We start from the raw sequence: 24788 nt of genomic DNA, 5'->3' as shown, positions 1-24788 counted from the left end.
GTCAGGCCACCTGCGGCAGCGGGAACCGGGCGGGCGCGGCCGTGCCGGCATCCGCCGTCGCGGCCGGCGCGGATGCCAGCCAGCGCTGCGCGGCCACCAGCAGCTCGACGTCGGCCGGCGCCGAGGGATCGAGCACGATCGCCTGCTCGGCGTAATGCTTCGACAGCCACAGCAGCACGGTCTGCCCGCTGCGGCCGCGATCGACGTGCCGCTGCGCGTCGCCGGCGACGACGCCATGCTGGCTGCCCACGATCTCCACCAGTCGCCACAGGTCGCGCACGCCGAACGCGACCTGCAATTGCCGATCGCGCAGGAACGCCAGCGCGGTGTTGATGGTCTCGACGATGTCGCGCGCGGCGATGGCGGCCATCGGATCGACGCGCTGGGCGAGGAAGGCGCCCAGGCTCTGCGCCTGCGTCGCCAGCGCGACCTGCGCGTGCAGGCCGGGACCACCGGGCATGGCGGGATCGGCGTGCGCGGCGATGGCTTCGCACAGCCCGCGCATCAGCCGGTCGAAATACGGCGTCTCGATCACCCGCGCGAACACCGCCTCGCGTTCCTCCGCGGTCATGCGCTCGCGGCGGCCGCGCCAGAAGTCGTGCAGCAGTTTCGCCACCGGGCCCAGCGGCTGCACGATCGCGCCGCTGGCGAACAGTCCGGCGATCAGTTCCGCGGTCGGCAGCAGCGTGGCGCGTTCGAGTTCGCTGGCGAAGTACAGCGGGCCCGCGGCTTCCAGCTGGACGCGATCCTCGGCGGTCGGCGCGCCTTCGGGCAGGTCGAAGTCGATGCCCGCCAGCGCCTGCGCGGTGGCCGGGCCGCCGGCGCAGACCGACAGCGCCAGCGACACCGCGCCGAGCAGGTCGGCGTAACGATGCCGGGGCTCGACGCAGACCGGCGGTGGCGGCGGCGCCAGACGCAGCATGGCCGCGCCCTCAGCCCGCCGTGGCGGGCGCCGGGGCCGGCGCAGGCGCGCCCCTGCCACCGGCGACGGTGCGGTTGGTGTCCAGCGGCGTGGCGTTGCCCTGGATGCTGGCGATCATCGCCGGCGAGGCCAGCTTGTCCATCGGGAAGTAGTCGGACTTGAAGTTCACCCGCACCTCGCCGGTGAGCTTGGCCTTCATCTCCTGGCTGGAGGTGGAATTCTCGTCGACCGACGACGACACCGTGGTCATGTGGCTCTGCACGTTGGTGTTGGCGCTGGCCGCGCCGCCCCAGCCGAAGTGCGCGCCGGCGACGGATGTGTTCTTGTTGTAGCTGCTGTCGCGGTCGTACAGCGAGGCACGGGCGTTGCGCGTGGCCTCGTCGCTGGCGCGGAAGTTGAAGACGACCTTGGCGTTGATCAAGCCGTCGGTGACGACGATGCGGTTGATGCCGAGGATCACCATCGACGACAGCATCTGCTGGCGGCTGCGCGCCATCTGCATGCGCGCGGCCATCACCAGCCGCGCTTCCTGCGCCTGGTCGGACAGGTCGCTGACCGGCTCCGCGAGTTGCAGTTCCTGGTTGATGCGGGCGAGCGCGCCCTCGGCGTCGTCCTCGTTCTTCACCGCGAGCTGCGGCGCGCCGCTCTCGCCGTCGTTGCCGAGGGTGAGGTCGCCGGCGAAGCGCTCGGACAGCCAGTCGCGGGCATTGTTCATGGTGATGTTGTCGGCGGCGAACTGGTCCACCGTCTGCGCCACTGCCTTCAGCAGGCTGGCGTAGGCCTCCATCTGCTGGATCGAGGCGTCGACGATCGCCTGGAACACGTTCTGGATCAGGCCGCCGACGAATTTCGGGAAGTCGACCGCACCGACGAACGCCTTGAAGTTGTCCGCGCCCTGCTTCACCGAGCCGGCCTCGAAATCGCTGCCGGCGAAGGTGCCGATCTTGTCCGACGCCTTGCTCTTGGCCTGGTCGACGGCCTTGTCGGCCAGCGCCTGCGCCGGCGCGCCGTCGACCGACTGCGATTTCGCGAGCACGCCGCGGCCGGGCGTGAGTTCCTGCTTCGCCAGGCCGTCGGGATTGGCCATGTACGAGGCCACCCGCACCATCGTGCGCGCGATGTCCTGCTGCTGCGCCGCCGACAGCGCGCGGAAGCCCGGCGAGGATTCGAGCAGTTGCCGCACCTGCGGACGCACCGCGCGCAGGGTTTCGTCGTCGAGCCAGGCCGGCGCGCTCGACGCGGACGGACTGCGGGTGGGCGCGCTGGCGGCAGGCAGGACGGACTGGGCGGACATGGCGGGCTCCGTGCGGCGTCAGACGGTCGGGGCGGGCGTCGTGCCGGGCGCGGCAGGCGACGCGGACGCGGCAGGGGTTCCCGGCGCGGCCGCGGCCTGCGGCCGGTTCGTCGCGAGCGTCTTCACCATGCCCGGCTGCGCGTTCATCTGGATCGCGGCGATGGATTCGGGATTCGCCAGTTTCTCCAGCGGCATGTAGTCGCTCTTGAAGTTCACCTCCACCTGCCCGGCCAGGCTGGCCTTGGCCTGCAGCGAACTGTCGTTCTGCAGCTGCGAGGTGCTCATCATCTTGATGATCGGCTGCTCGTTGTACTTGTAGTCGCCCTTCGCGTACGACTTGCCGCCCTCGTAGGCCGCGCCACCGTAGCGGCCATAGCCGCTGCCGTAGACCGACGGGCCGCTGACCACGTTGCCGTTCTGGTCGCGCACGGCGGTGCCGCGCTCGTTGCTGTTCTCGTACGACCCTTCGTTGCTGCGGGTCATCTGGACGTTGCCGTAGGCGTCCTTCTCGTGGTCGAACTGGCTGGCGCTGTAGCGGTAGCGGCTGTTGTCGCGGGCCTGGAAGTCGTACATCACCTTGGCCGAGATCTTGCCGTCGGTCACCACGATGCGGTTGATGCCCAGCATCACCATCGTCGCCAGCAGTTGCTGCCGGCTGGTCGCCAGCTGGGTGCGCGCGGCGGGCACCAGCAGCGCCTCGACGAGGTCGTCGTCGATGCGGGTCAGCGGCTTGTCCAGCGGCAGCGACTGGTTGAGCCGGTCCACCGCCCTGCGCTCGTCGACATCCTGGCGCAGCACCACGCGCGGCTCCGCGGGTTTCGACCCGCCGGTGCCGTCGTCGCCGAAACTGCCGAAGTCGTCCCAGCCGCCGCCCCCGCCCATCTGCAGCTGGAACAGGTCGGGGAACTGCTCGACGAGGTGGTCGCGGCCCTGGTTCTGCGTGGTGTTGTCGTCGCGGAACTGGTTGAGGCTCTTGGACACGTCGGCGACGAGCTTGGCGTAGGCCTCCATCTGCTCGATCGACGAGGTCACGATCGAATGGAACACACCGTCGATCAGGCCGCTGACGAAGGTCGGGAAATTCACCGCGTTCATCAGCGCCCCGGCCTGCTCCACGCCGGTGCGCAGCGCCTGGCCGAACGCCGGCTGTTGCTGCTGCGGCAGCGGCTGGCCCTCCTCGCCGGCCAGCGCGCGCACCTGCGGGCTCTGCTGCGCGGGCTTCAGGCGCAGGCCGTCGGGCTCGGCCAGGTAGGTCGCGATCTGCACCATGCCGCGGGCCAGCGCCTCGCGCTTGTCGGAGGGCATGTGCGCGAAGGCGTCGTTGCTCTCCAGCAGCGCGCGCACCTTGCGTCGCGCGGTGTCGACGGTCTCGCGGCTGGCGACCGGCGCCGCGGCGGCGCGCGCCGCGGGCTGGCTTCTCGGGGGAAAGATGGCGGACATGACCGGTCGCTCCGGAGGGAAGGCCGCGCGATGCGGCCGGGGAAACGGTGTCGTCGACGGCGGCGCGACGCGCGCGCCGCCACCGTCACTGCAGGGCCTGCGCGTCCTCGATCGCGTCGCGCATCTCGAACTCGATCGGCCGCACGTACAGGCTGATGCGCGCCTGCGTCGTCGGGGTGACGCGCAGGCTGAGCACCGAGAAGTGCCCCTGCTCCGACGCGTCCTCCACGCCGAACGCCTCCAGCCAGCGGCTGAGCGCGATCAGCTGGCGCGGGCGTTCCGCGAGTCCCAGCTTGATGAGGTCGAGGAAGCGCGCGGGCAGATCGGGGATCGCCGCGAGCAGGATCTCGAGCTTCATCTCGATGCCGTCCGGCGCCTCGCGCAGGCCGACCAGCACGCCGCCCGGCGGCAGTTCGAAACGGCCGCCGAGGGCCACGCCGACGATGCGCATCAGGCTGGGCAACTGGTGGCCGATGCCGAGCCGGTTCATCAGCGGCCCGAGCGCGGCGATGGTCAGCGGCCCGCGGTGCAGGAAGGTCACGCGCTGACTGCCGGTGTCGCGCTTGCAGCCGATCGAGGTGAAGATCGGCATCAGCGTCGGCATCTCGGCCATCACCTGGCGCGTGAGCCGCGACAGCGACGGCGGCAGCGCCTCGATCTGGGTCGGCAGCAGCTCGTAGTAGATCTTGGCCGCGTACAGCCCGTCCTCGTCGAACGCGCTGCCGAACCAGGCGCCGAAGTTCATCCAGCTCAGCCCGCCGAAGCCGCGCCACTCCTCGCTGCGCCCGTCGAACCAGCGCAGCGCGTCGCGGCCGAACACCGGCTGGATCAACCGGCGCATCTCGCGCGTCGCCTCGTCGCGGCGCGACACCGGCGAGGCCTCGGGGCCCAGCGGCTCGATCGTGAAGCGCAGCAGGTTGGGCTCCGCCTCGGAGAACGAGGGCTCGTACGGCACCGCGCCGGGCGTGAGCGCGTTGCGGGCGTACGAGACGTCGTCGTCGGGCAGGTAGAACGTGCGTTCGATCAGGTCGCCGACGTAGGGCATCGGGTCGCGCGTGCCCAGCGCCTGCGCCGCCGAATGCAGCGAGCGTTCCACCAGCCGTTTCATCGGCTGCGCACGGTGGGAAGGAATGGCCATGGTCGTTCTCCGTGGACGGAAGCCGTCCGGTCAGAAGCTGGGCAGGCTGATGCCGGCCGAATCCAGCACGTCGCGCGCCATCTGCGGCATCTCGATCGGCTTGCTGGTGATCGTCGGCGACTCGACCGGCTGGGCGTATTCCTCGACCCGCTGGTCCTGCACGCCCCCCACCGCCAGCCACTGCTCGCAGGCCTGCAGCAGGTCCCAGTCGGTGGGGTTTTCCATCGGCTTGTCGCTGCCGCGCAGCTGCGGATTGGTCAGCGCGCTGGTGGAGATGACCTCGTCGAAACGGTTGGTCAGGCGCTGGTTGTTGCGGCTGAGCCAGGCGATGATCACCGCCCCGGCGCGGGCCTGGGTGCGATACCGATGGCTGTTGCGCGCCCCGCCGAGGTAGTTCGAGTTGACCTGGTCGATCACCTGCCACATGTCGCGCGCGCCGAACGCGCCGCGGATCTCCTGGTCGCTCAGCAGGTCGCGGTACTCGATGATCAGCGTCTTCAGTTCCTTCGAGAACTGGTAGGCGATGCCGTAGCAGTTGCGCGACAGGCTGGCGGCGAGGTCGCGCGCGGCCTTGCGCACCTGCTCCTGCGAGACCGCCAGCGGGATCTGGCTGCGGAACATGCGGTCGACGTTGAGCTGGCGCCCGAACGAGGACACGCCGGAGACGAAGCGCAGCCACAGTTCGTTGAACTCGCGGTTGGGCTGGTTGAGCGAGGGATCGCCGCCCGGGGCGCCGAACGCGCGCATGTACAGGTCGCGACGCTCGCCCTCGGTGATGCGTTCCGACGCCTTCTTGTAGTAGCTGTAGAGGTAGTCGCCGGTCTTGCCGTAGCTCAGCGGCAGCAGGCCGCCGCGGAACAGGTCGACGATCTTCTCGACCACCTGTGGCAGCCGCGCCTCTTCCAGCTGGTAGGCGAAGTAGATCGCCTGCGCGGCGTCGAGGTTCTCGCGCACGATCTCGACGTCGGTCGCTTCCTCCAGGTCGGGCAGCGAGATCTCCAGCGACGACGGCGGCGCACCGGAGACGGCGCCGCTCTGCATCTCGTACGCGTTCTCGATGCGGCTGGCCAGCCACGGATCGTTGGCGCTGACGCCGTCGGCGGCCAGCTTGCGCACCACCGCGGCGACGTTGCGGCCGCTGAGCGCGCAGACCTTGGCGCCGAGGTCCGGGGTCAGGCCCTCGTCGGTGAGCTTGCGCTTGCGCGGGTCGCCGCCGGGCTCGACGCAGCCGTACACGCCCAGGTCGGCCTGCTTGGCCTCGACCTGCGAGCGCAGCGTGACCACGTACTGGCGGCTGAGATGCTCGAACGCGGCGTCGAACAGCGGCCGGTACTCGCGGTATTCGCCCTGCGCGGCGCTGACCTTCTGCACGAAGCCGCGGCGGTTGGCGTCGGTGCTGCCGTCCAGCTGCAGCAGGCCGCAGATGCCGACCAGCTCGCGCTCGCCGCGCTGGAGATGGTCGAGGAAATTCTCCGGCGTGCGCTGGCTGCCGATCAGGCCGTACTTGTGCACGAAGTCGGTGTCGCGCGCCGCGGCCTTCGCCTGCTTCTTCGCCGGCGCGGCCTCGGCCTGGGCGATGCTGCCGTCGCCGCCGGAGAGGTCGTCCCAGCTGCGCTGGGCGTAGGTCTCGGCCACCTTCCGGTAGAACGGATCGGCGACGACGTCGCTGCCGAGCTTGCGGTCGATCTCGGCCAGTTCGGTGAGCTGGTCGATGCTGGCGCCGCCGCTGGTCGGGGCGTTCTCGATGATGGTCTTCAGGACCTGCCGGCGCGCGCGCAGATTCTGCCGCTCTTTCAGCTCGCGCTCGCCGAGGTCGACCAGGAGGATGCGGTTCATGGTGGTCTCTGCTCTGTGGTTGGCCGGAAGGCCGGAAGGTGCGGCGGCGGGCCGGCGGGTGCCGGTCGTCTTGCCGGTGTCGTTCGCCGCGGCACGCGCAGCGCGAGGCTTGGAGGCCGCGGCGCCCGACGTCTTGCGGGGCTTGCTGGAACGGGGTCGGGTCGCCATGGGAGGCCTCCTTTCTTGCGGTGGGTCGCGTTCGTCGCCGGTCAGGCAGCGAGCGCGGGTGGCACATCGTCGGATGCGTCTTCTTCGCGGATGCGGCGGTCGATCGCCGCGTCCAGCGCCTGCAGCGCACCCAGCGCGTCGAGCACGCCGGCGCCGCAGCCGGTGACGCCGGCTTCGGAAAACGGTTTCGCGGTCGACACCAGCAGGTCGCGGGCGTCGTCGCCGTCCAGCGGCCAGGCGCGGCGCTGCGCGCGCGCGGCGAGCAGCGCGCAGATCGCGGCCACGTGCGGCGCGGCGAAACTGGTGCCGCTGGCCTGCTGGTAGCCGTCGAGTCCGCAGGTGAGGATGTCGCGGCCCGGCGCGCACAGCGCGACGTGCGCGCCGCGAGTGCTGAACGACGCCGGCCGCTGGTCGGCACCGATGGCGCCGACCGCGATGACGCCGGGGTGTGCGGCGGGAAAGTATTTTTCGGTGAGCCCGGAATTGCCGCTGGCGGCGACCAGGATCGTGCCGCGCGCCAGCGCGTAGCGCACGACTTCCTCGTGCGGCCGCGGCGCGTCGGGCGTGAGCATCGACTCGGGCGTGCCGAAGCTCATGTTGATCACCTTCACGCCGAGGTCGATCAGCCGCTTCATGCCGGCATCGATGTTGTCCAGCGCACCGATGCCCACGCGCTTGTCGCCCGGGCCCAGCGCCGCGCCGAGCACGCGCACCGGCGTGAGGCCGCAGGCGCCGGCGGCGCCCGGCGGCATGCCGTCGCCGCGCGCGACGAGGATGCCGGCGCAGCCGCTGCCGTGGCCGACCTCGTCCTGCGGGCGTTCGCCGGCGCGGCGGAAGTCGCCGACCAGGGTGACGCCGCCGACGGTCGCGGGATCGAGATCCACGCTGTCGAAGCCGGCGCGCACGCGTTCGCGCAGTTCGGGATGCGCCAGCGCGACGCCGGTGTCGGCCAGGCCGACCAGCACCGCGGGGTCGCCGCTTTCCAAGCGCAGCGCTTCGTCGATGCGGGTGCAGCGCCGCACCCAGGCCGCGGCCTCGACCGCATGCGCCGACGCGGCCGCGAGCGCATGCGCGGACGGCGTGTGGCACACGCGCACCGGCGCGACGCGCTCGACGATCGGCAGTTCCGCCAGCGCCTGCAGCAGCGCGGGCACGCCTTCGGCCTCGCTCACGCGCACCCGCAGCACGCGGGCGACGCCGCTGAGCTGTTCGACGTCGTCGAAACGATAGGCGCCGGCAACGTCGCGGTCGCGCCGCGGCGTGCGCGCGCTGTGCAGGCGCACCGCACGCAGCGCACCGCCGTGATGGCGCAGCAGGCGATCGAGCGCGCCGCCGTCGATGCGGTCGGCCATCGTCGCACCGTAGCGCGTGCAGGCGCGCCAGCCGGGGATGTGCGCCGGCATCTCGCCGAGCTTCAGCGTGATCAGCAGGCCGCCACGGACGGCATCGGACAGCAGGGCGCGCGCGACGCTCATGGCGTGCTCCACTGGCCGAGCCGGCCTTCGCTGAGTTCGACCCGCGCCACGCGGCCGTCACCGAAATCGACCTCGGCCTCGTGACCGAGCTGCATCGCCATCGGCGCCAGCACGATGCCGCCGTCCTGCGCCGCCACCACCGGCACGCTCTGCCCGGCGGCGCGCACCAGCGGCAGCCGGCCGGGGCGCAGGCCCGGCGCGGCCAGGTGCACGCGACGCTGCGCGTCGGCGGTCTCGCCGTGGTCGATCTTCGTCACCCGCGGCGCGGCGGCGCGCATCAGCGCCTGCTGCAGGCGGTTCACCGGCATCCGCGACAGCCGCGCGATCACGTCGGTGCCCGCCTTTTCCTTGAGTTCGTTGAGCTGCTGCACGGTACGCACGCCGATGCGTTCCAGCCGGCGCTGGTCGTCGTCGCTGATCTGGTCGCCCAGCGCTTCCTTCAGCGAGAACTTCGGATCCTCGGTGGCGTAGTCCACCGCGTTCTCGTCGATCATCGGCTTGGTGATCGTGGTCAGCTGCAGCTTGATGCTGCTGGCCTCGCTCTCGCCGGGGCCGGCCGGACGCAGGTAGACGTCGTCGTCGATCAGCTGCACGAACGCGCGCAGGTCCAGCGACACTTCCTTCACCGCGAAGGTCAGCGGCAGCTTGCCCAGCCGCGCCTTGATCGCCATCGACGCCTGCGCCTTGTCCAGCTGCTCGGTGAGCGACTGGATGAACAGGTCGAACGGGATGCCCGCGTCCTGGACCAGCGGCGGCAACTGCGCGCTCATGCGCTGGCCTCCGCTGCAACGTCACCGTCCAGCGCCCAGCCCAGGCGCAGCCGCGACGGCGTCGGCGTCCATGTGTCGGCGGCGAGGCCGCGGGTGAATTCCGCCAGCAGCACGCAGCCGCCGTCGCGGAACACCGGGCGCAGTTCGATCGGCAGGGTCATGTCGACCTGCGACAGGCGCAGGCCGTCGCGGGCCTCGATCGCCAGCAGGCCGTCGTGCAGTTCATCCAGCAGTTGCGAGAGTTCGCGACGCATCACGCCCTGCCTTCGCCGCCGGCGGGCGGCGTCGCGGACTGCGCGGGCGCGGCGGCAGGCGCATTGGAGACAGGCGCGGCCGCACGCATCGTCGGCGAGTGCTGCTGCACCAGCGCGATCTTGGCCGCGTCGGCCAGACGATCCAGCGGCAGCGTCTCGCTGACGAAATTCAGTTTCACCTCGCCGAACAGGTCGGCGCGCACGCTCGATTCGTTCTGCGCGTTGACCGCCAGCGTCGACACCATCGTGGTGCCCTGCCCGGCCTGGCTGAGGCTGCCGCGCTCACCCCAGTTCGCCACCGCCTGCGGATCGGTGCTGGTGGCGTACTGCACGGCCGCGGCATCGCGCGCGGCGGCGCGGAACATCACCTTCGCGCTGATGCTGCCGTCGCGCACGGCGACACGGTTGAGGCCGAGCATCACCATCGTCGCCAGCAGTTGCTGCCGCTCGGCACCGACCTTGTTGCGCACCTGCGGCAGGATCTGCTGTTCGAGCAGTTCGGTGCTCAGCGTCTGCCCGTCGAGGCCGTAATCGGCCAACCACACCGGCGTGAGGTCCTCGCTGCGCGGCACCAGCTGCGGTTCGGTCTCGTTCGCCTCGGGCAGCTTCACCGCGACGTCGCCCGGATAGCGCGACGCCAGCCAGTCGCGCGCCTGGTTGAAGGTGACGTTCTCCTCGGTGAACTGGTCGACGGTCTTCGCGACGGCAGACACGAGGCTGGAATAGCTTTCCATCTGGCGGATCGACGCATCGACGATCGCGTCGAACGTGCCGTGCACCAGTTGCGAGACGAAACCGGGGAAGTCGATCTCGTTGACCATCGCACCGGCGCGCCGCGCGATGGTCTCGGTGGCGGGCGGCTTGGACGAGGTCGCGGGCGTGGTCGCGCCCGTGGCTGGCGCGTCGGCCTGCGCGCGCGACAGCGCCGTCCCGGGTCGGGACGGGAAGATCCTGCCGCTGTTGCGCGTGTGCTCGCTCACGTTCGTCTCCTTGGCCGATGCGGTCGCCGTGCTGTCATCGCCATGCCGTCATCGTCATGCGATCAGGCCGCCGGACTCAGCGCCTCAGCGTTGCGCCAGCCGTTCTCGCGTTCGTAGCGACCGTCGCCGCGCAGGGTGAGGTCGACCGTGGCGTCGGGATTGCCCTGGGCCAGGCCGCGGAAGCGGTAGTCCACGCGTACCCGCAGCCGGGCGACGCCGTCGGCATCCGCGCAGTCCTCGATCTTCGCCACCACCTCGACGCCGTAGGCCAGGTTGGCCGGCGTCCCCGCGGTGATGCGCACGTCGCCGAGGCTGCCGTTGGACGTGCGGAAGCTCAGCGTGATCGGCAGCGGTGTCGGCGCGCCTTCGATCGCCGGCCAGTCGTCGAGCGCGATGCGCACGTCGCCGGCGTTGGCGGAGCTCACCGTCATCGACGGCGACGCCGGCGACTTCAGGCCTTCGAGCTGGTCCAGCGACCAGCGGCAGGCGCCGGCTTCGCCGATCGTGCGGCGCATGCGGGTGCCGGCGACGCGGCTGGGATCGATGGCCTCGTCGCGCTCGCCGGCGGCTTCGAGCGCGCGGATCGGCGGCGGCGGCGACGCCAGCCGCACCACGCGCCCGCCGGTGCCCAGCGACTGCGCCTGCGCCGCGGCGGCAGGCAGGTGCAGGATGCGCCAGTTGCCGTAGTCGGGCTCAGCCATGTCACCGAACGCGCCGGCGAAATCCATGAACGACAGCCAGTCCTCGTAGCCGTTGTTCGCCGGGTGGAAGGCGACCGGATCGTTGTCGAACGCGACCCGCGTGTCCCACGGATTGAGGATCTTCACCTGCACCGCGTTGGCGTCGTCGAGGTTGCCGCGGATGCCGGCGACGACCACCGCGTGCGGCGCGCCGACGATCACCACCCACAGCGGGCCGAACGTGTTCAGCCACGTCGCCCACTGCCGCGGCGTGTGGTAGATGCTCGCGTTCGACGGCTGCGGGATGACCTGGAAGCCGTAGCGATCGCGCGCCGCGTTCAGCAGCTCCCAGCCGTACGACGTGGCGAGGCTGCCGCCGATCTCGTTGATGATCGACTCCGGCGTGCGCGACTGCTGGCGGCGGTGCGCGATCAGCATCGCCATCGACGCCGCCCAGCACGCGTTCTTGTCCGGCTGCGGGATCAGCGCGACGGGATAGTCGGCCGGGCCGTCGTTGTCCAGCGCACGCGCGGTGCGCACCGGCATCGCACCGGTGCCGAGCGAGAAGGCCGAGGCCGACGCCGGCCGGCGATTGCCGACGCCGCCCGAATGCATGATCTGGAACTGCAGGTAGCCGCCGGTGCTGGCGGTGCGGCCTTCGTACAGGCGCAGGAACTCCGCGAACGACAGCCGGATCTGGCCGCGGTCCGGATCGTGCATGAACATCACGGTGTCGGAGCCGTCGGCGGCGCCGCCGCTGCTCATGCCCACGAGCACGCGCACGTGGCCGGCATCGTTGTTGCCGCTGACGACCTGGTCGATGTACAGCGGGCCATCGTTGACGAGCATGTCGCGCCAGGCTTCGATCGTGTACGAGGCCGGCGCTTCGGCGTAGAGGTTCCACGCCGCGGCGACGAAGCCGCGCTCGCGGCCGTAGAGCCCGCGATTGAAGGCATCGAACACCGGCACCTTCTCGGCGATCACGCTGTCGGGGATCGACTGCTGGTCGCGCCAGCCCACCACCATCGACGCGGCCGCGGCCCAGCACGACATGTCGCTGGTCTGGTAGGTCATCGGCACGTCGGTCCAGTGCACCGAGAACGCGTCGCCCAGCGGACGCGAGACGCGGCGCGACGGCGCGCCCAGCGAGAAACTCGCCGCGCGGCCTTCGATCCAGTCCAGCTTGGTCGGCGTGAGGAAGCAGGCGCGGTTGACGCTGGCGCCGCCGGTGCCCGGATCGATCGGCCCGCGGGTGACGTGCACGGCGCAGACGTACGCCTGCAGGCCGCTGCCTTCGTCGCGCACGGTGTAGACCGGCGAACCGCTGGCGCCGGCGATGGCCAGGATGTCGTAGTCGATGGTCTCGGGCGTGGCCTGTCCCTGCGCGTGGCCGCCGTGCAGGTGCTGGCGGTTGCGGTCGGTCATCGAGCCGAGTTCGGGATGCAGGTTCGAGCCCGCGGAATAGCCGCACACCGCGAGGGGCATCGTGGTGGCCGGCGTCGCCTGCAGGAACTGGAACCAGGCGTCGTTGGGCGCCGCGATCGGCGCGTTGTCGATCACCGCGAGGTCGTTGTCCCAGTTGCCGTTGCCGGTGTAGCGCGGCGCCACGCGCCACTGGCTGGAATCGATCGTCGCCTCGCCGAACGGCGCGGTGCCCGCGCCGTTGCGCCCGGGCACGATCTGCACCGTGCTCATGCCGTGCAGGTTGTGCGCGCAGGTCAGGATGCGGTTGCGGCCGATGTAGAAACCGGTGCCGGTGTACTGCTTGCCGTCCGGCGCGGTCATGCGCAGGAAGCAGATCGCAGAATGCGGGAACGACGAAGTGTCCTGCACGCCGACGTACCACTCCTCGCGCTGCTGGCTGAAGGCGTCGTTGGTGCAGGTCAGCGCGCTGTACGGGTTGGACGGGTCGTAGAACGGCGTCAGCAGTTCCTGCGCGCGCGAGTACCCGCGGTAGCCCAGGCCCTGCGCTGCCGGCGCGGGGGCGCTTGCCGCCGCGAGCGCAGCGACCGCGGCGCCCACACAGGTCATGTAGTGGTCCCAGTCCCAGTAGTCGGTCGGGCAGTCGTGGTTGTCGCCCGGCGAGATCTCGTGGTGGCCGACGATGTGCTCGCGGTCGGCCGGGATGCCGTACTGCGCGCACAGCCAGGCGACGAGGTTCGCGGATTCCTCGTACTGGCGCTCGGTCGGCGGCAGGTCGCGGCGATTGCGCCGGCTCGGCTTGTTGCCGTTGTGCTCGATGCCGATGCTGCGCGAGTTCGCGCTGCTGGCGTGGTAGGCGGTGTCGGCGTTGCGCACCATCTGCACCACTTCGCCGTCGCGGCCGACGATGTAGTGCGAACTGACCTTCGCGTCGGGATTGCGGAACCACGACACCGTGCCGTCGATGTTCGGCCCGCCGGCGGTGATGTGGATGACGATGCGGTCCACCGTCGAGCCGCGGCGGCGGCCGCGGCGGAAATTGCCCGTCGCCGCCGCCACGAAACGGCTGGCGCCGGGATAGTCCGGCTGTTCGGTCGTCAGGCCGCGTGCGTAGCGCAGGCCCTGCGCCATCGTCTCGGCTTCCACCGGTTCGTCCATGCCGATGCCGTAGGCGTCGGGATCGTCGCCGGCGTCGTCGGCCAGCATGCGCGCCGGTGCGCGCAGGCCCAGCGACTGCGCGCCGGTGTTCGGGCTCATGCTCGCCGGCACGTAGCACGTGCGCGTGGTGATCATGTCCATGTAGTACGTCCAGTCCCACACCGCGTTCGGGCACGACGTGTGCGTGGTGCGGCTGTCGGCCTCGCTGTGGCCGAGGATGTGCTGGCGGTCGGCCGGGATGCCGTAGGTGTCGCACAGCCACGTCACCAGCGCCGCGGATGCGCACATCTGCGCCGGGGTCGGATTGAGGCCGCGCGTGTTCGCCACGTGTTCGATGCCGATGCTGGTGCCGTTGGCCGACCCCGCGTGCCAGGCCACGTCGTTGTGCGCGACCATCTGCACGATGGTGCCGTCCTGGCCAATCACATAATGCGCGCTGACCTTCGCGCGCGGGTCCTTGAACCAGTTGATCGGGCTGCTGATGTTCGCGCCGCTGTCGGTGATGTGGATGACGACCTTGTCGATCGTGCGGGTGCCGGTGACGGCGCGGTAGTTGCCGGGATTCGCCGGCTCGAAACGATCGGCCTGCGGGTATTCCGGCGCGGTCAGCGTCAGGCCGCGGGCACCGGCCCAGCCCTGCGCCGCGCTGGCGGGCGCATCGGGAATGGCGGCGCCGATGTCGTGGTCGGCGTCGTCGTCCTCGACCGACAGCGCGCGCGCGCCGCGGGCGCCGAGCGAGAACGAGACCGTCTGGCCCCAGCCCGACGCGATCTGGCGGATCCACGCCAGCTTCTGCGCGGTGATGCGGCAGCCGAGGTTGGTGGTGGCGTCGTGCGCGGCCACGTGCACGCCGACCATGTGCGCGCGCGGCCCGGTCGCCGCGTCCTCGATCCAGTACACCGGCGAACCGCTGGTGCCGCCGAGGGTCTGGATGTTGTAGCTGAAGGTCTCGTCGGTGGGCAGGTCGCGGATGTAACCGCCCATCATGTGCTGCCGGTTCGGATCGATCGTGTCGTTGACGAAGTGCTCGATCGCGTCGTTGGCGTACCAGCGCGCGGCGTAGCCGCTCACGACGACGCCTTCCGGACGGCTCTGGGTGAGTTCCTCGACCAGGTCGAAGTACTGGCCCGCGCCCACCGCGTTCGCGGCCGGCACGCAGATCAGGCCCATGTCGAAATCGCTGCCGTTGACGCCGTAGCTGTCGTGCTTGCGGAACTGGGTGACGCGGAAGCGACCGAAGGGCTCGGTGGCGCCGCCGGTCCCGCCGCCGTTCTTGCCCGGCACCACGATCAGTTCGCTCTGGCCGTCGACGACGTGCGCCGCGGTGAGGATCAGACGCGGACCGATGAAGAAGCCGGAGCCGTGCAGCGCGCCTTCCTCGGTGCCGTCGGGGCGACGGATCTGGCAGATCGCCGCGTGCGGCATCACCGTGGTGTCGCCGACGCCGAGGTACCACATCGCGCTGTCGACGAAGAAGCCGACCTGGGCGCGCAGCGCGTCCCACAGGTTGCTCGGGTGGTAGTCGGAGGAGATCAGCAGCGAGCGCGCGGTCGCGCGGCCGTTGCCGCGGTACATCAGCCCCTGCGCGGTCGGCGCGGGCGATGCCGCGGCCGGCGGCGCTTCGGCGACCGGCGCGGGCGCGGCCGGCGGCTGCTTCCACAGGTCGTCGGAATAGCCATCGCTGTACGGCGCCGGCGCACCGCCGACGGACGGCGTGGCCGCGCGCGCGCCGTTCGTGGCGGCGGGCGCGCGATCCTCGTCGCGCGACGGCGGCGGCGGTTGCGACGCGCTGTCGCCACCCCAGCCCAGCTCGGGCGTGACGCTGCCGTAGGTCGACGTCGGCGCGCCGCGCAGGCTGCGCCGGAAGCCGCGCTCGGTGAGGCCGGTCAGGCCGACGTACATCGTGCCGCGGTCGGGCAGGCGCAGCGACACCGGCACGCTGCGGTCGCTCTCGCGATACGTCGCCAGGCCGAAGTACAACCGCGACTGGCCGATGAACCGCGCCACCGCGTCGGGCGGCACCAGGTACACCGACTCGCCGCGCTGCGAGGTCATCACCCGCTGCAGGCGGCTGGTGAAGAAGTTGCGCGCGTTGCGGCGCGCGCGCTGGTCCGGGCGCAGCAGTTCCGGCTCGGTCGCCACCGCGATCTCGTACAGCGGCAGTTCGGAGCGTACGGTGAATCCCAGCACGCTGAAACGATCATCGATCGACTCGCGGTTGGCACGGATGACGGCCATGACGGACTCCTAGCGGGATTTGCCTGCGGGATCGGCGGCATCGCGTGCCACGACCGACCCGAGATCGAAACGGATTTCCGCGGGACGCGACCCGGCGGCGTGCGGCAGCGCGGGGTCGTCCTCGCGCTCGTCGTCCATCACCGAGGAAATGCGTTCCCAGAAGCGCTGCTGGGCATCAATGCCGAGCGTCTCCAGGTGCGGCTTCATGAACTCCTGCACCGCATCCAGGTGACGGAAGAACACCCGCCGGCCGCTCTGCACGTGCTCGACCGACCCGCGCCATTCCGGCGCCGGCGCGGAGTCGTCCCCGCGCTCGCACCAGATGCGAACGATGAAGACGGCGGTGCGGTCCTCGAGCAAGGCCATGGGGCACCCGGTGGATTCGATGCGTGGCCCGACTGTGCGCCGGCCGCGTCACCGGCCTCTCACGCGAACATCACGCGAACATCACATCGGGGTCGGCGGGCGTGTGATGTCGGGTGAGGGGCGTGTGATGTCCACCGGCGGCGGCGTTTGGCGTTTAAGCGCGCGGCCCTTCCAGCCGTCATCCCGGCGAACGCCGGGACCCAGCTTTGATCGCCTTGCTGTCATTCCTTGGTTTCGCTCGCTGCCGCGAGCGAGTCACCTTTCTTTGCTTGTGCAAAGAAAGGGTGACCCAAAGAAAGCACACCCCGTCGGTCGCGCCCGACGCTGTGCGTCGGGTACACGGGCTCCGCGGGGTTTTTCGACAGCACATCCCTGTGCTGGTCGAAAAACGCGCGGCCTCCTGCCGCGCGCCCTGCGGGCCTCATCCGCGAAGCCCGTCGCGACCAGGGGCCCCGGCAGATCAAGACCAGCGCGGGGTCGCGGACATCACCAACGCGACAAGAGCCAAGAAGACAACGCCGGGATGTTCCCGACATCACCTCGCCAGCCACACTTCATTTTCATCCCCAGCCGCAGGCGAGGGATCTGCGGGTTGCACGACGGCGCACCGACCACCTCGTCGGTGGTTGGTGCCACGCCGAAGCAGCGACCGGACGCGCGTCGCTCAGGAATCCAGCAATCGCAGGCTCAGTTCGAGTTGCGCGTCGGCGGCGGCGAGGTGGCGGCGGGCGGCGGCGATGCCGTCGCGGGGATCGGCGGTCATCTCGTGCAACGTGCCGGCGATCGGGAACGCAGCCGTGGCGAGCGCGAGCGGCGGCGGGGCCGGCGGCGGTGCGGACGGGAGTTCGATGCGCAGCGGGGCCTGCATCGGCGGCGGTTCGGCGAAGGCGCTGTCGGCGATCTGCCGGTACAGCGACAGCGTCTCGCGCATCGGCGGGATCGCCAGTTCGCGGCGCAGCAGGTCGCGGCAGGTCTCGAACTGGCGCAGCGCCTGCGCGCGCTGGCCGCTGAGCACGAACAGCTGCATCAGTTCGCGATGCACGTCCTCGCGCAGCGCGTCGCAGTCGAGGATCGCCTGGGCGTGGCGGATGCCTTCGGCCCATTCGCGGCGGATCGTCGCCACCTGCATCAGCCGCCACAGCGCGTTGAGATGGTGGCGGCGGTGCTTCTCGCGCTCGCGCAGCGCCCAGTCGTCACTGAACTCCATCAGGATGTCCGACTTGTACAGCGACACGCCGGCGCGCAGGTCGGCGACGTCGGCGTCGACGATCTGCTCGATCGGCTTGGCCAGCGCCGGCGCGATGCGGCGCTCGAATTCCTCAATGTCCAGCCACACGTCGCCGGCGCCGCACAGGCCGATCGCGCCGCGGCGGTCACTGGCGATGTACTGGCCGTGACGGTGCGGCGGGCACTCGACCATCCGTCGCAGCCGCCACAGCGCGGTGTTGAACGAGCCCGCAGTCATCGCCGCCATGCGCTCGGGCCAGAGGATGCCCAGCAGCTCGGCGCGGCTGAAATAGTGGCCGCGGCCCAGCGCCAGGTACGCCAGCAGGCTGCCGCAGCGTCCGGTGACGGGGGTGAGCCGTTCGCCGGCGGTCTCGTCGGCGACGCTGAGGGAGCCGAACAACCAGATCCGCAACATCCTGTTTGTCCTTGGCATGGGCCGCACGGGGCGGCATGGCGTCGGCGTGGCGCGCCCCCTGCGCGGCCATCGTCGATCAGGCCTGAGAGCAGACGCGGGAAGCCCGCGCGACAGGCCGCGCGCACCGGCACGTCCGCGGTCAGCCGTGCTTTCCGTTGGACACGGTGCGCCGCCATTCCACTGCATTTCGCCTGCGTGTCCGGATGCGCGAACAGCGGGGACAGTGGAACCGTACAAGCGGCGGCAGACCCCGCGGGATGCGGATCGCCGGTGCAGGGCCACGGGAGAGGACCACGATGCGAGGATCACGATGAACGCGCTTCCCGTTCGCATCCGCCGTGCACGCACCGCGGCCAGGCTCAGCCAGGCCGAGCTGGCGCGGCGCGTCGGCGTGAAGCGCAGCGCGGTGACGCAGTGGGAGCATCCCGCCGGCACCGTGCCGAGCATGCCGCACCTGCTGCGGATCGCGATCGAGACCGGCACCTGCACCGAATGGCTGGCCACCGCGCGCGGGCCGATGCTCAGCGCCACCGAGCCGCCGGCGCCGGCAGCCGAGGACGACGCGCTGGACCCGGACGAGCGCGAGGCGCTGGCGCGCTTCCGCCGCCTGCCCCCGCACAAGCGCCGCATCGCGCTGCAGATCCTGGATGTTCTGGCAGGGTGAGCGCATGAAACACGCCTTTCCGCGGCCGGTGGACGGGCGCGCATGGCACACTGTGCACATGCCTCCCCGTTCGATCCTGACCGCCGCCTGCCTGCTGGGCGCATCGCTGGTCGGCGCGCCGCTGTCGGCCGCTCCGCCCGCGACCACGTCCGTGCCGGCGCCCCGCCCGCTCGCCGTGCCGACGCCGGCCGCGAAACCCGCCGTGCGCCCGGCCGCGACGCCTGCGTCGAAGCCGCCGGCCGCCGTCACACCGGCCGCCCGGCCAGCCGCAGCGACGGCGCCGAAGCCGACCGCGACCGCCGCGAAGCCGACCGCCGCGGCCACGCCCAAACCCGCCGCGCGCCCCGCGAAGCCGAAGCCGCCGGCCTACGGCGTGATGGCGCTGAAGCCGGGCGAGTTCACGTGGACGCCCGACGCGGTGCCCGCCGGCCCCGTGGTGCTGGTGGTCAGCCTGCCGCAACAGCGCGTGCACGTGTACCGCAACGGCGTGCGCATCGCGGTGTCGACGATCAGCAGCGGCCGCCGCGGCTACGAGACGCAGGCGGGCGTGTTCCCGATCATCGAGCGCCAGGCCGAGCACTACTCGAACAAGTACGACAACGCGCCGATGCCGTTCATGCTGCGGCTGTCGTACGACGGCACCGCGCTGCACGCCGGCCACCTGCCCGGCTATCCGGCCTCGCACGGCTGCGTGCGCCTGCCGCTGGCGTTCGCCGAGCAGTTGTTCGGCACCGTGCGCCGCGGCACCGTGGTGGTGGTGGCCGACGCGAAGACCACGCCGGCCGAGATCGCCGCGCCGGGCTGGCTGACGCCGGTCACCGTCGCCACCGGCGCCGCCCGCGATCCCGCGGGCGACGCGCTGACCACGCTGTGGGCACCCGAACGCGCGCCCGAAGGCCCGCTGACCGCCGTCGTCGGCACCCGCGACGGGCGTCTGGTGGTGATGCGCGGTGGCGTCGAGATCGGCCATGCGCCGGTGCAGATCGTCGGCGAGCCGTGGGTCGGCACCCGCGCCTACGCGCTCCGCGCCGACCCGGCGACGACGCCCGCCACGCCCGTGATCCCGTCGATGCCGGTTTCCGCGGTGCCCGTCCCGGCACCGGCGACGCCCACCGTCGTGACGTCCGAAGCGCCGAGCCCGCTGCCGATCGCCCCGCTGCCCGTCCCGCCGCCGCCGGTCCTGCGCTGGCAGGCCATCCCGATGGTCACGGCGTCGGTGCCCGCGGTCGCCGCGACCAGGCCGACCGCGTCCGCCGCCAGGCCGACGCCGGCACCGGCCCCGGTCATCGAGCCCGACCCGATCAGCGCCGGCCGGCTGCGCATCGACCCCGCCTTCGCCCTGCTGCTGCACCAGACGCTGGTGGCCGGGACCACGGTGATCGTCACCGACGACCCGCTGCGGCGGACCACGCCCGAGCCCCCGGCGACGCCGCCCGTCCCGGCCATGCCGAAGACGCCGCCGGCCGTGACGCCGGTCACGCCGCCGATCACGAACCCGCCGAAGTCGGCGTGAAACCCTCGCGGTTTCACGTTTTTCTCACTTCCTTCAGCGGGCGTTTGGGCATGCTCGGCCCATGCGCCCCCTCATCGCCCTCGCCTCCGCCGCCCTCGTCCTGACCGCCGTCGCCGCCCCCGTGCGGGCCGACAACGCCGGCGGACGTGGAAATCCCCTGCTCGCCCAGCTGCAGCGACTGGCCCCCGAGGCCGACCCGCAGGTGCTCGCGCTGGCCCTGGAATCGGCCGAATGCGCGTCCGCGTCGGGCACGATTCCCGCCCCGCGCCGGCTGGCGGTGATCGACTACTCGCGCCCGTCGACCGAGCGCCGGCTGTGGGTGTTCGACCTGTCCGCGCCGCGCGTGCTCTACAACGAATACGTCGCCCACGGCCGGGCCAGCGGCGAGAACCTGCCGACGGCGTTCTCCAACCTCGACAGCAGCCACCAGTCCAGCCTCGGCCTGTTCTCCACCGCCGAGGTCTACACCGGGCACAACGGCGTCTCGATGCGCATGGACGGGCTGGAACCGGGCTTCAACGACCGCGCCCGCGACCGCGCCATCGTCATGCACGGCGCCACCTACGTCGATCCGCAGATGGCGCAGCGCCAGGGCCGCCTCGGCCGCAGCTACGGCTGCCCGGCCGTGCGCCCGGCGGTGGCCGAGGGCATGATCGACGCGCTCAAGGACGGCCAGCTGGTGTTCGCGTACTACCCCGACCAGCAGTGGCTGACCCAGTCGCGGTTCTTCCGCTGCCGCGCGAAGTACGCCGCCGGCGGCACCACCGCCCCGACAACCAGCGGCCGCGGCGGCAGCCGCTGACCTGCTTCGCCGAGCCGCACGCTCAGCCCGACAGCCACGCCCCGGCCGCGAACGCGGCCACGATCAGCGCCACGCCCGGCAGCACCCGCAGGAAGAAACCGCTGCCGCCGCGCAGCCACGCCATCAGCAGCTTGCTGCAGGAGTTGGTCGCCAGCGCGACGAACACCGGCACGCCGGTGGTGTCCGCCGGCAGGCTGCCGCCCGCGACCATCTGCGCCGTCGACGCCGCGGCCGCATGCAGGTCGGCGAAGCCCGACAGCGCCGCGGCCACGGTGACGCCGGCATCGCCCAGCCACTGGTGGACGATGGCGGAGAACAACAGGATCGCGCTGACGATCGCGGCGAACAGCAGCGCCTGGCGCGGCTCGAACGGCCGCCCGGCGGCGACCGGCTGGTCGTCCACCGCTTCGAACGTCGACCGGCTGCGCGCGATGCCCGCCGCGAGCAGCGCCGCCGCGCCGGCGAACGCCAGCGGCCACGCCAGCCGCATCAGCATCGGCGGCGACAGCGCGCCGATCACCGCCGACAACACGACGATGGTCGCGACGTTGGAGAACAGCGCGCCCGCGACGCACTGCGCGCGCAGCGCCGGCGCCGCGCGCGCGCGATCGCCCATCGCCGCGATCGTGGCCGTGCTGGACACGAAGCCGCCGACGAAGCCCGCCAGCGCCAGCCCCGCGCTCGGGCCCAGCACGCGCAGCGCGACGTAGCCGGCGGCGTTGATCGCCATGATCAGCACCACCAGCATCCACAGCTTGTATGGATTGAGCGCCTGCCACGGATCGATCGTGCGATCGGGCAGCAGCGGCAGCACCACGGCCGCGGCCGCGATCAGCATCAGCGCATCGTGCAGCTCCTGCTCGGTCAGCACCTCGCGCACGAAGCGGTGCAGCGCCGACTTGCCGGCCAGCACGATCGCGACCACCACGCCCAGCGCGGCGGTGAGCACCAGTTCGACCATCGCCAGCGCGCCCAGCAGGAACGTCACCAGCATCGCGACTTCGGTGGTGAGCCCGGGGTCGGTGTCGCGGCTGCCGCGGTAGCTGGCCAGCGCCGCCAGCGCCACGAAGGCGCCGGCCACCGCCAGTCCCGTGCCGCCCAGCCGCTGCGCGATGGCACCGGCCAGCGCCACCAGCAGGAACGTGCGCACACCGGCCGCGCCCTGGCCAGCGCCTTCGCCCTTGTGGCGCTCGCGATCGACGCCGATCAGCAGCCCCACCGCGAGGGCGACGCAGTATCCCAGCAGTTCTCCAGTCTCGGGCGTGCGCATCGCGGCAGGATAGAACGCGGCGGCGGCGATTGCATGCCGCCGGCATCGTGCGGCGGCATGCATTCATCGCGACCGCTGCGGTCAGTGCGAGAACAGCACCGGCAGTTGCGCGGTCTGCAGCAGTTCGCGCGTCGTGCCGCCGAGCACCGCCTCGCGCAGCCGCGAATGCCCGTAGCCGCCGGCGACCAACAGGTCCGCGCCGACCGTGCGCGCGTGGTCGAGCAGCGCGTAGGCGGCGGAGAAGTTCATGCTCGGCCGCACCGACACCTCGACCCGCAGCTCGTGCCGCGCCAGATGCGCGGCGATGTCGGCGCCCGGCTCGCTGCCGTGCGCGCCCTCGCCCACCATCGGATCGATCACCACCACGTCGACGACGTCCGCGCAGCGCAGCAGCGGCATCGCGTCGGCGACCGCACGCGCGGCCTCGCGCGTCGGCTTCCACGCGACGACCGCGCGTTTCGGCGGCATCGGCGCGGTCGCGCCCGGCGGCACCACCAGCACCGGCCGACCCGAATGGTGCAGCACGTCGTGGAAATGGTCGTGCAGCAGGAGATCGTCGCTGTCGCCGCGCATGCCCGGCAGCACGACGAGATCGGCATAGCGCGCGTGCATCGTCGTGGTGTTCTGCGGATACAGCGACACCGACTCGGCGATGCGCACCTCGATCGCCGGCTCCGCGTGCGCGAAGCGTGTGCGCACCCGCTCCGCGCGCTCGGCCGCGCGTCGCCGCGCTTCTTCGTGCAGGCGCGCGTAGACGTCGTAGGCCATGGCGCCGAAATCGCTGGGCATGGGCGTGGGCACGTCCACCGTCACCAGCACCGCCAGCCGCGCGTCGAACTCGCAGGTCAGTGCGGAGGCAGCGACGAGTGGTGCGCCCAGGCTGTCTTCGTTCACGTACGGAATCAGGATGTCCTTGTACATGACGCACCTCGCGAGGGTTACGGTCCCTGCATTAGGGCACATCCGGGATGGGATGGGGTTGACCGGGGTCAAACTCCAAGCGCATCCATGAGAATCAATGGCTTCCGCGCTTCGCGCGGGTGACTTTCTTTGCGCACCGCGCCGCATGCGGCGCGAACGGCGAAGCCGGCCCGAAGGGCGAGCGCCGCAGGCGCGAGTCAAGAAAGTCACCAAAGAAACTTTTCAGGGCCACTTCAAACCTGCCGTCGGAGTCGTGGCCGGAATTTTTCGACGAGGCGTCCTGCCTCGTCGAAAAACGGCGGACATCGTGTCCGCCGCCCTCCGGGTTTCCTGTTCAGGAAACGTGGATCGCACGGAGAGCGCATGAGGACGATGTGCACTGTCATTCAAAGCATGGATTTCTTGCCCCGCATCAATGACCGTCGACCCGCGATGTGCTGTCATGCGGAAAACCATCATCCGACGGAGGTCGTCATGTCGCGTACTCGGGACAAGGTCTGCATCATCACCGGCGCCGCGCTGGGCATCGGGCGTGCCTGCGCCGAGCGGTTGGGCGAGCAGGGGGCGAAGGTCGCGTTGTTCGACGTGCTCGATGCCGAGGGCGAGGCGCTCGCTGCGGCGCTGGAGGCGCGGGGGATTCCGGCGCGCTACTGGCATGTCGACGTGGCGTCGGAGGCGAACGTCCACGAGGCGATCGACGCGGTCGCCGCGCATTTCGGCGGCGTGCACGCGCTGGTGAACAATGCCGGCATCTCCGGCTCGACCAAGCTCACGCACGAGCTCACCGAGGAAGAGTGGGACCGGGTACAGGCGGTCAACGTGAAGGGCGTGTTCTTCTGCACCAAGCACGCGATCCCGCACCTCAAGGCCGCGGGCGGCGGCAGCATCGTCAACCTGTCGTCGATCTACGGCCTCGTCGGCGCGCCCGACGTGCCCGCGTACCACGCCTCCAAGGGCGCGGTGCGACTGATGAGCAAGACCGATGCGATGATCTACGCCGCCGATCGAATCCGAGTGAATTCGATTCACCCTGGCTATATCTGGACCCCGATGGTCGAACACCACCTCCGCGCCAGCGGCGCCACCGACATCGACGCCGCCCGCGACGACGTCGGCAAACTCCATCCCCTCGGCCACATGGGCGAACCCGACGACATCGCCTGGGGCGTGGTCTATCTTATCTCCGACGAATCCAAGTTCGTCACGGGCAGCGAACTGGTGATCGATGGGGGGTATACGGGGAGGTGAGGGACGCTTGACTTTGCTCCAGCAAGCAAGCGAACGACTGCGCCGTGGGTTGCTTGGCAAACGAGGGCTTGCCGCTTACGCTCGGCTGAGCTCGAGATCCGCGATGCCACTGATTGCTCGTCACACCATCCAATGCCCATCATCAATATTCAAAAGCAGCTCATCTGAAGCATCAAACTACATTGCCACCAAACGACGACGAGGAAGGAATCCCATGTCAGATCAATTCAGCACCGAGTACTCCGACAGCAATTTTTGGGACAAAGTGAAAGGCTATGCGAGAACCGCTGGAGAAGGTGTTCTTGAGCCAGCACTCAAGATGTACTACTCGGCGCTAGATGTGGACACGCCCGCTTGGGCCAAAGCCGCCATGATCACATCTCTTGGCTATTTCATTTCGCCTGTAGACGCCATTCCCGATATAGCTCCGATCGTCGGATATACCGATGATCTTGGCGTGCTGGTCGCGGCATTAGCCACTACGGCAGCTCATATAAAAGAAGAGCACTCCGAAAGAGCAAAAAAGACTCTTTCCCAGTGGTTTTCTTGAATAAGTGAAAGCCTGCACACCAGGCAGAATTCAAGGC

Annotated in this window: 19 protein-coding genes; 5 read left to right on the top strand and 14 right to left on the bottom strand. The window is 70.7% G+C overall.

Annotated elements, in window-relative coordinates; genetic code table 11:
• Window position 1: 1 nt before the first annotated feature.
• From ACT53Q_RS14490 to ACT53Q_RS14435, 12 genes are all read right to left on the bottom strand, one after another.
• Window positions 2-922: a hypothetical protein gene (locus tag ACT53Q_RS14490; RefSeq protein WP_476187359.1), complete on the bottom strand. Its 921-nt coding sequence runs from the start codon at window positions 920-922 to the stop codon at window positions 2-4.
• A 10-nt stretch (window positions 923-932) separates the two neighbouring features.
• Window positions 933-2216 carry a hypothetical protein gene (locus tag ACT53Q_RS14485; RefSeq protein ID WP_476187358.1) on the bottom strand — a complete coding sequence of 428 codons (1284 nt, stop codon included), beginning with the start codon at window positions 2214-2216 and terminating at the stop codon, window positions 933-935.
• 18 nt (window positions 2217-2234) lie between these two features.
• Window positions 2235-3656 (bottom strand): hypothetical protein, encoded by a 1422-nt coding sequence (locus tag ACT53Q_RS14480; protein WP_476187357.1) that lies wholly within the window; start codon window positions 3654-3656, stop codon window positions 2235-2237.
• An 85-nt stretch (window positions 3657-3741) separates the two neighbouring features.
• Window positions 3742-4794, bottom strand: coding sequence for a hypothetical protein (locus tag ACT53Q_RS14475; protein ID WP_476187356.1), 1053 nt, complete (start codon window positions 4792-4794; stop codon window positions 3742-3744).
• A 30-nt stretch (window positions 4795-4824) separates the two neighbouring features.
• Window positions 4825-6630, bottom strand: coding sequence for a hypothetical protein (locus ACT53Q_RS14470; protein WP_476187355.1), 1806 nt, complete (start codon window positions 6628-6630; stop codon window positions 4825-4827).
• A 209-nt stretch (window positions 6631-6839) separates the two neighbouring features.
• Window positions 6840-8273: a S8 family peptidase gene (locus ACT53Q_RS14465; RefSeq protein ID WP_476187354.1), complete on the bottom strand. Its 1434-nt coding sequence runs from the start codon at window positions 8271-8273 to the stop codon at window positions 6840-6842.
• A complete protein-coding gene (locus tag ACT53Q_RS14460; RefSeq protein ID WP_476187353.1) occupies window positions 8270-9043 on the bottom strand; it encodes a hypothetical protein in 774 nt (257 codons plus the stop codon). The genes ACT53Q_RS14465 and ACT53Q_RS14460 overlap by 4 nt, the downstream gene beginning before the upstream one ends.
• Window positions 9040-9297 carry a hypothetical protein gene (locus tag ACT53Q_RS14455; RefSeq protein WP_476187352.1) on the bottom strand — a complete coding sequence of 86 codons (258 nt, stop codon included), beginning with the start codon at window positions 9295-9297 and terminating at the stop codon, window positions 9040-9042. Before ACT53Q_RS14455 ends, ACT53Q_RS14460 begins: the two co-directional genes overlap by 4 nt.
• Window positions 9297-10277, bottom strand: coding sequence for a hypothetical protein (locus ACT53Q_RS14450; RefSeq protein ID WP_476187351.1), 981 nt, complete (start codon window positions 10275-10277; stop codon window positions 9297-9299). The genes ACT53Q_RS14455 and ACT53Q_RS14450 overlap by 1 nt, the downstream gene beginning before the upstream one ends.
• Before the next feature lie 62 nt (window positions 10278-10339).
• Window positions 10340-15775, bottom strand: coding sequence for an N-acetylmuramoyl-L-alanine amidase (locus ACT53Q_RS14445; RefSeq protein WP_476187350.1), 5436 nt, complete (start codon window positions 15773-15775; stop codon window positions 10340-10342).
• 9 nt (window positions 15776-15784) lie between these two features.
• Complete coding sequence (locus ACT53Q_RS14440) at window positions 15785-16135, bottom strand: hypothetical protein (RefSeq protein WP_476187349.1); 351 nt, start codon at window positions 16133-16135, stop codon at window positions 15785-15787.
• Between the two features lie 670 nt (window positions 16136-16805).
• Window positions 16806-17783 (bottom strand): AfsR/SARP family transcriptional regulator, encoded by a 978-nt coding sequence (locus ACT53Q_RS14435; protein WP_476187348.1) that lies wholly within the window; start codon window positions 17781-17783, stop codon window positions 16806-16808.
• A 310-nt stretch (window positions 17784-18093) separates the two neighbouring features.
• Here ACT53Q_RS14435 and ACT53Q_RS14430 point away from each other — a divergent pair, with 310 nt between their 5' ends.
• From ACT53Q_RS14430 to ACT53Q_RS14420, 3 genes are all read left to right on the top strand, one after another.
• Window positions 18094-18447, top strand: a complete 354-nt coding sequence (locus ACT53Q_RS14430) for a helix-turn-helix transcriptional regulator (protein ID WP_476187347.1) — start codon at window positions 18094-18096, stop codon at window positions 18445-18447.
• Window positions 18448-18505: 58 nt separating this feature from the next.
• Window positions 18506-19960: a L,D-transpeptidase family protein gene (locus ACT53Q_RS14425; protein WP_476187346.1), complete on the top strand. Its 1455-nt coding sequence runs from the start codon at window positions 18506-18508 to the stop codon at window positions 19958-19960.
• A 61-nt stretch (window positions 19961-20021) separates the two neighbouring features.
• A complete protein-coding gene (locus ACT53Q_RS14420) occupies window positions 20022-20762 on the top strand; it encodes a murein L,D-transpeptidase catalytic domain family protein (RefSeq protein WP_476187345.1) in 741 nt (246 codons plus the stop codon).
• A 22-nt stretch (window positions 20763-20784) separates the two neighbouring features.
• Here ACT53Q_RS14420 and ACT53Q_RS14415 read toward each other — a convergent pair whose 3' ends face one another.
• Entirely contained in the window at window positions 20785-22032 is a 1248-nt protein-coding gene (locus ACT53Q_RS14415) for an MgtC/SapB family protein (RefSeq protein ID WP_476187344.1), read from the bottom strand.
• 81 nt (window positions 22033-22113) lie between these two features.
• The gene (locus tag ACT53Q_RS14410) at window positions 22114-22953 is read right to left on the bottom strand and encodes a universal stress protein (RefSeq protein ID WP_476187343.1); all 840 of its coding nucleotides are present in this window, start codon (window positions 22951-22953) and stop codon (window positions 22114-22116) included.
• A 363-nt stretch (window positions 22954-23316) separates the two neighbouring features.
• Here ACT53Q_RS14410 and ACT53Q_RS14405 point away from each other — a divergent pair, with 363 nt between their 5' ends.
• Together ACT53Q_RS14405 and ACT53Q_RS14400 are read left to right on the top strand one after the other, a co-directional pair.
• A complete protein-coding gene (locus ACT53Q_RS14405) occupies window positions 23317-24201 on the top strand; it encodes an SDR family NAD(P)-dependent oxidoreductase (protein ID WP_476187342.1) in 885 nt (294 codons plus the stop codon).
• A gap of 214 nt (window positions 24202-24415) precedes the next feature.
• The gene (locus ACT53Q_RS14400) at window positions 24416-24751 is read left to right on the top strand and encodes a YkvA family protein (RefSeq protein WP_476187341.1); all 336 of its coding nucleotides are present in this window, start codon (window positions 24416-24418) and stop codon (window positions 24749-24751) included.
• Window positions 24752-24788: the final 37 nt, after the last annotated feature.

It is taken from the genome of Lysobacter sp. DMC97, from assembly GCF_056313745.1.
The sequence above is the reverse complement of the archived record's forward strand: the minus strand, read 5'-3'. Positions and strand labels throughout refer to the sequence as shown.

Excerpts from the sequence above, each read along its gene's own strand:
- ACT53Q_RS14400 (WP_476187341.1), top strand. The coding sequence starts at position 24,416 with ATGTCAGATCAATTCAGCACCGAGTACTCCGACAGCAATTTTTGGGAC.
- ACT53Q_RS14435 (WP_476187348.1), bottom strand. The coding sequence starts at position 17,783 with ATGTTGCGGATCTGGTTGTTCGGCTCCCTCAGCGTCGCCGACGAGACC.
- ACT53Q_RS14490 (WP_476187359.1), bottom strand. The coding sequence starts at position 922 with ATGCTGCGTCTGGCGCCGCCGCCACCGCCGGTCTGCGTCGAGCCCCGG.
- ACT53Q_RS14485 (WP_476187358.1), bottom strand. The coding sequence starts at position 2,216 with ATGTCCGCCCAGTCCGTCCTGCCTGCCGCCAGCGCGCCCACCCGCAGT.
- ACT53Q_RS14475 (WP_476187356.1), bottom strand. The coding sequence starts at position 4,794 with ATGGCCATTCCTTCCCACCGTGCGCAGCCGATGAAACGGCTGGTGGAA.
- ACT53Q_RS14470 (WP_476187355.1), bottom strand. The coding sequence starts at position 6,630 with ATGAACCGCATCCTCCTGGTCGACCTCGGCGAGCGCGAGCTGAAAGAG.
- ACT53Q_RS14420 (WP_476187345.1), top strand. The coding sequence starts at position 20,022 with ATGCGCCCCCTCATCGCCCTCGCCTCCGCCGCCCTCGTCCTGACCGCC.
- ACT53Q_RS14405 (WP_476187342.1), top strand. The coding sequence starts at position 23,317 with ATGAGGACGATGTGCACTGTCATTCAAAGCATGGATTTCTTGCCCCGC.
- ACT53Q_RS14410 (WP_476187343.1), bottom strand. The coding sequence starts at position 22,953 with ATGTACAAGGACATCCTGATTCCGTACGTGAACGAAGACAGCCTGGGC.
- ACT53Q_RS14430 (WP_476187347.1), top strand. The coding sequence starts at position 18,094 with ATGAACGCGCTTCCCGTTCGCATCCGCCGTGCACGCACCGCGGCCAGG.
- ACT53Q_RS14415 (WP_476187344.1), bottom strand. The coding sequence starts at position 22,032 with ATGCGCACGCCCGAGACTGGAGAACTGCTGGGATACTGCGTCGCCCTC.
- ACT53Q_RS14480 (WP_476187357.1), bottom strand. The coding sequence starts at position 3,656 with ATGTCCGCCATCTTTCCCCCGAGAAGCCAGCCCGCGGCGCGCGCCGCC.
- ACT53Q_RS14460 (WP_476187353.1), bottom strand. The coding sequence starts at position 9,043 with ATGAGCGCGCAGTTGCCGCCGCTGGTCCAGGACGCGGGCATCCCGTTC.
- ACT53Q_RS14455 (WP_476187352.1), bottom strand. The coding sequence starts at position 9,297 with ATGCGTCGCGAACTCTCGCAACTGCTGGATGAACTGCACGACGGCCTG.
- ACT53Q_RS14465 (WP_476187354.1), bottom strand. The coding sequence starts at position 8,273 with ATGAGCGTCGCGCGCGCCCTGCTGTCCGATGCCGTCCGTGGCGGCCTG.
- ACT53Q_RS14425 (WP_476187346.1), top strand. The coding sequence starts at position 18,506 with ATGCCTCCCCGTTCGATCCTGACCGCCGCCTGCCTGCTGGGCGCATCG.
- ACT53Q_RS14445 (WP_476187350.1), bottom strand. The coding sequence starts at position 15,775 with ATGGCCGTCATCCGTGCCAACCGCGAGTCGATCGATGATCGTTTCAGC.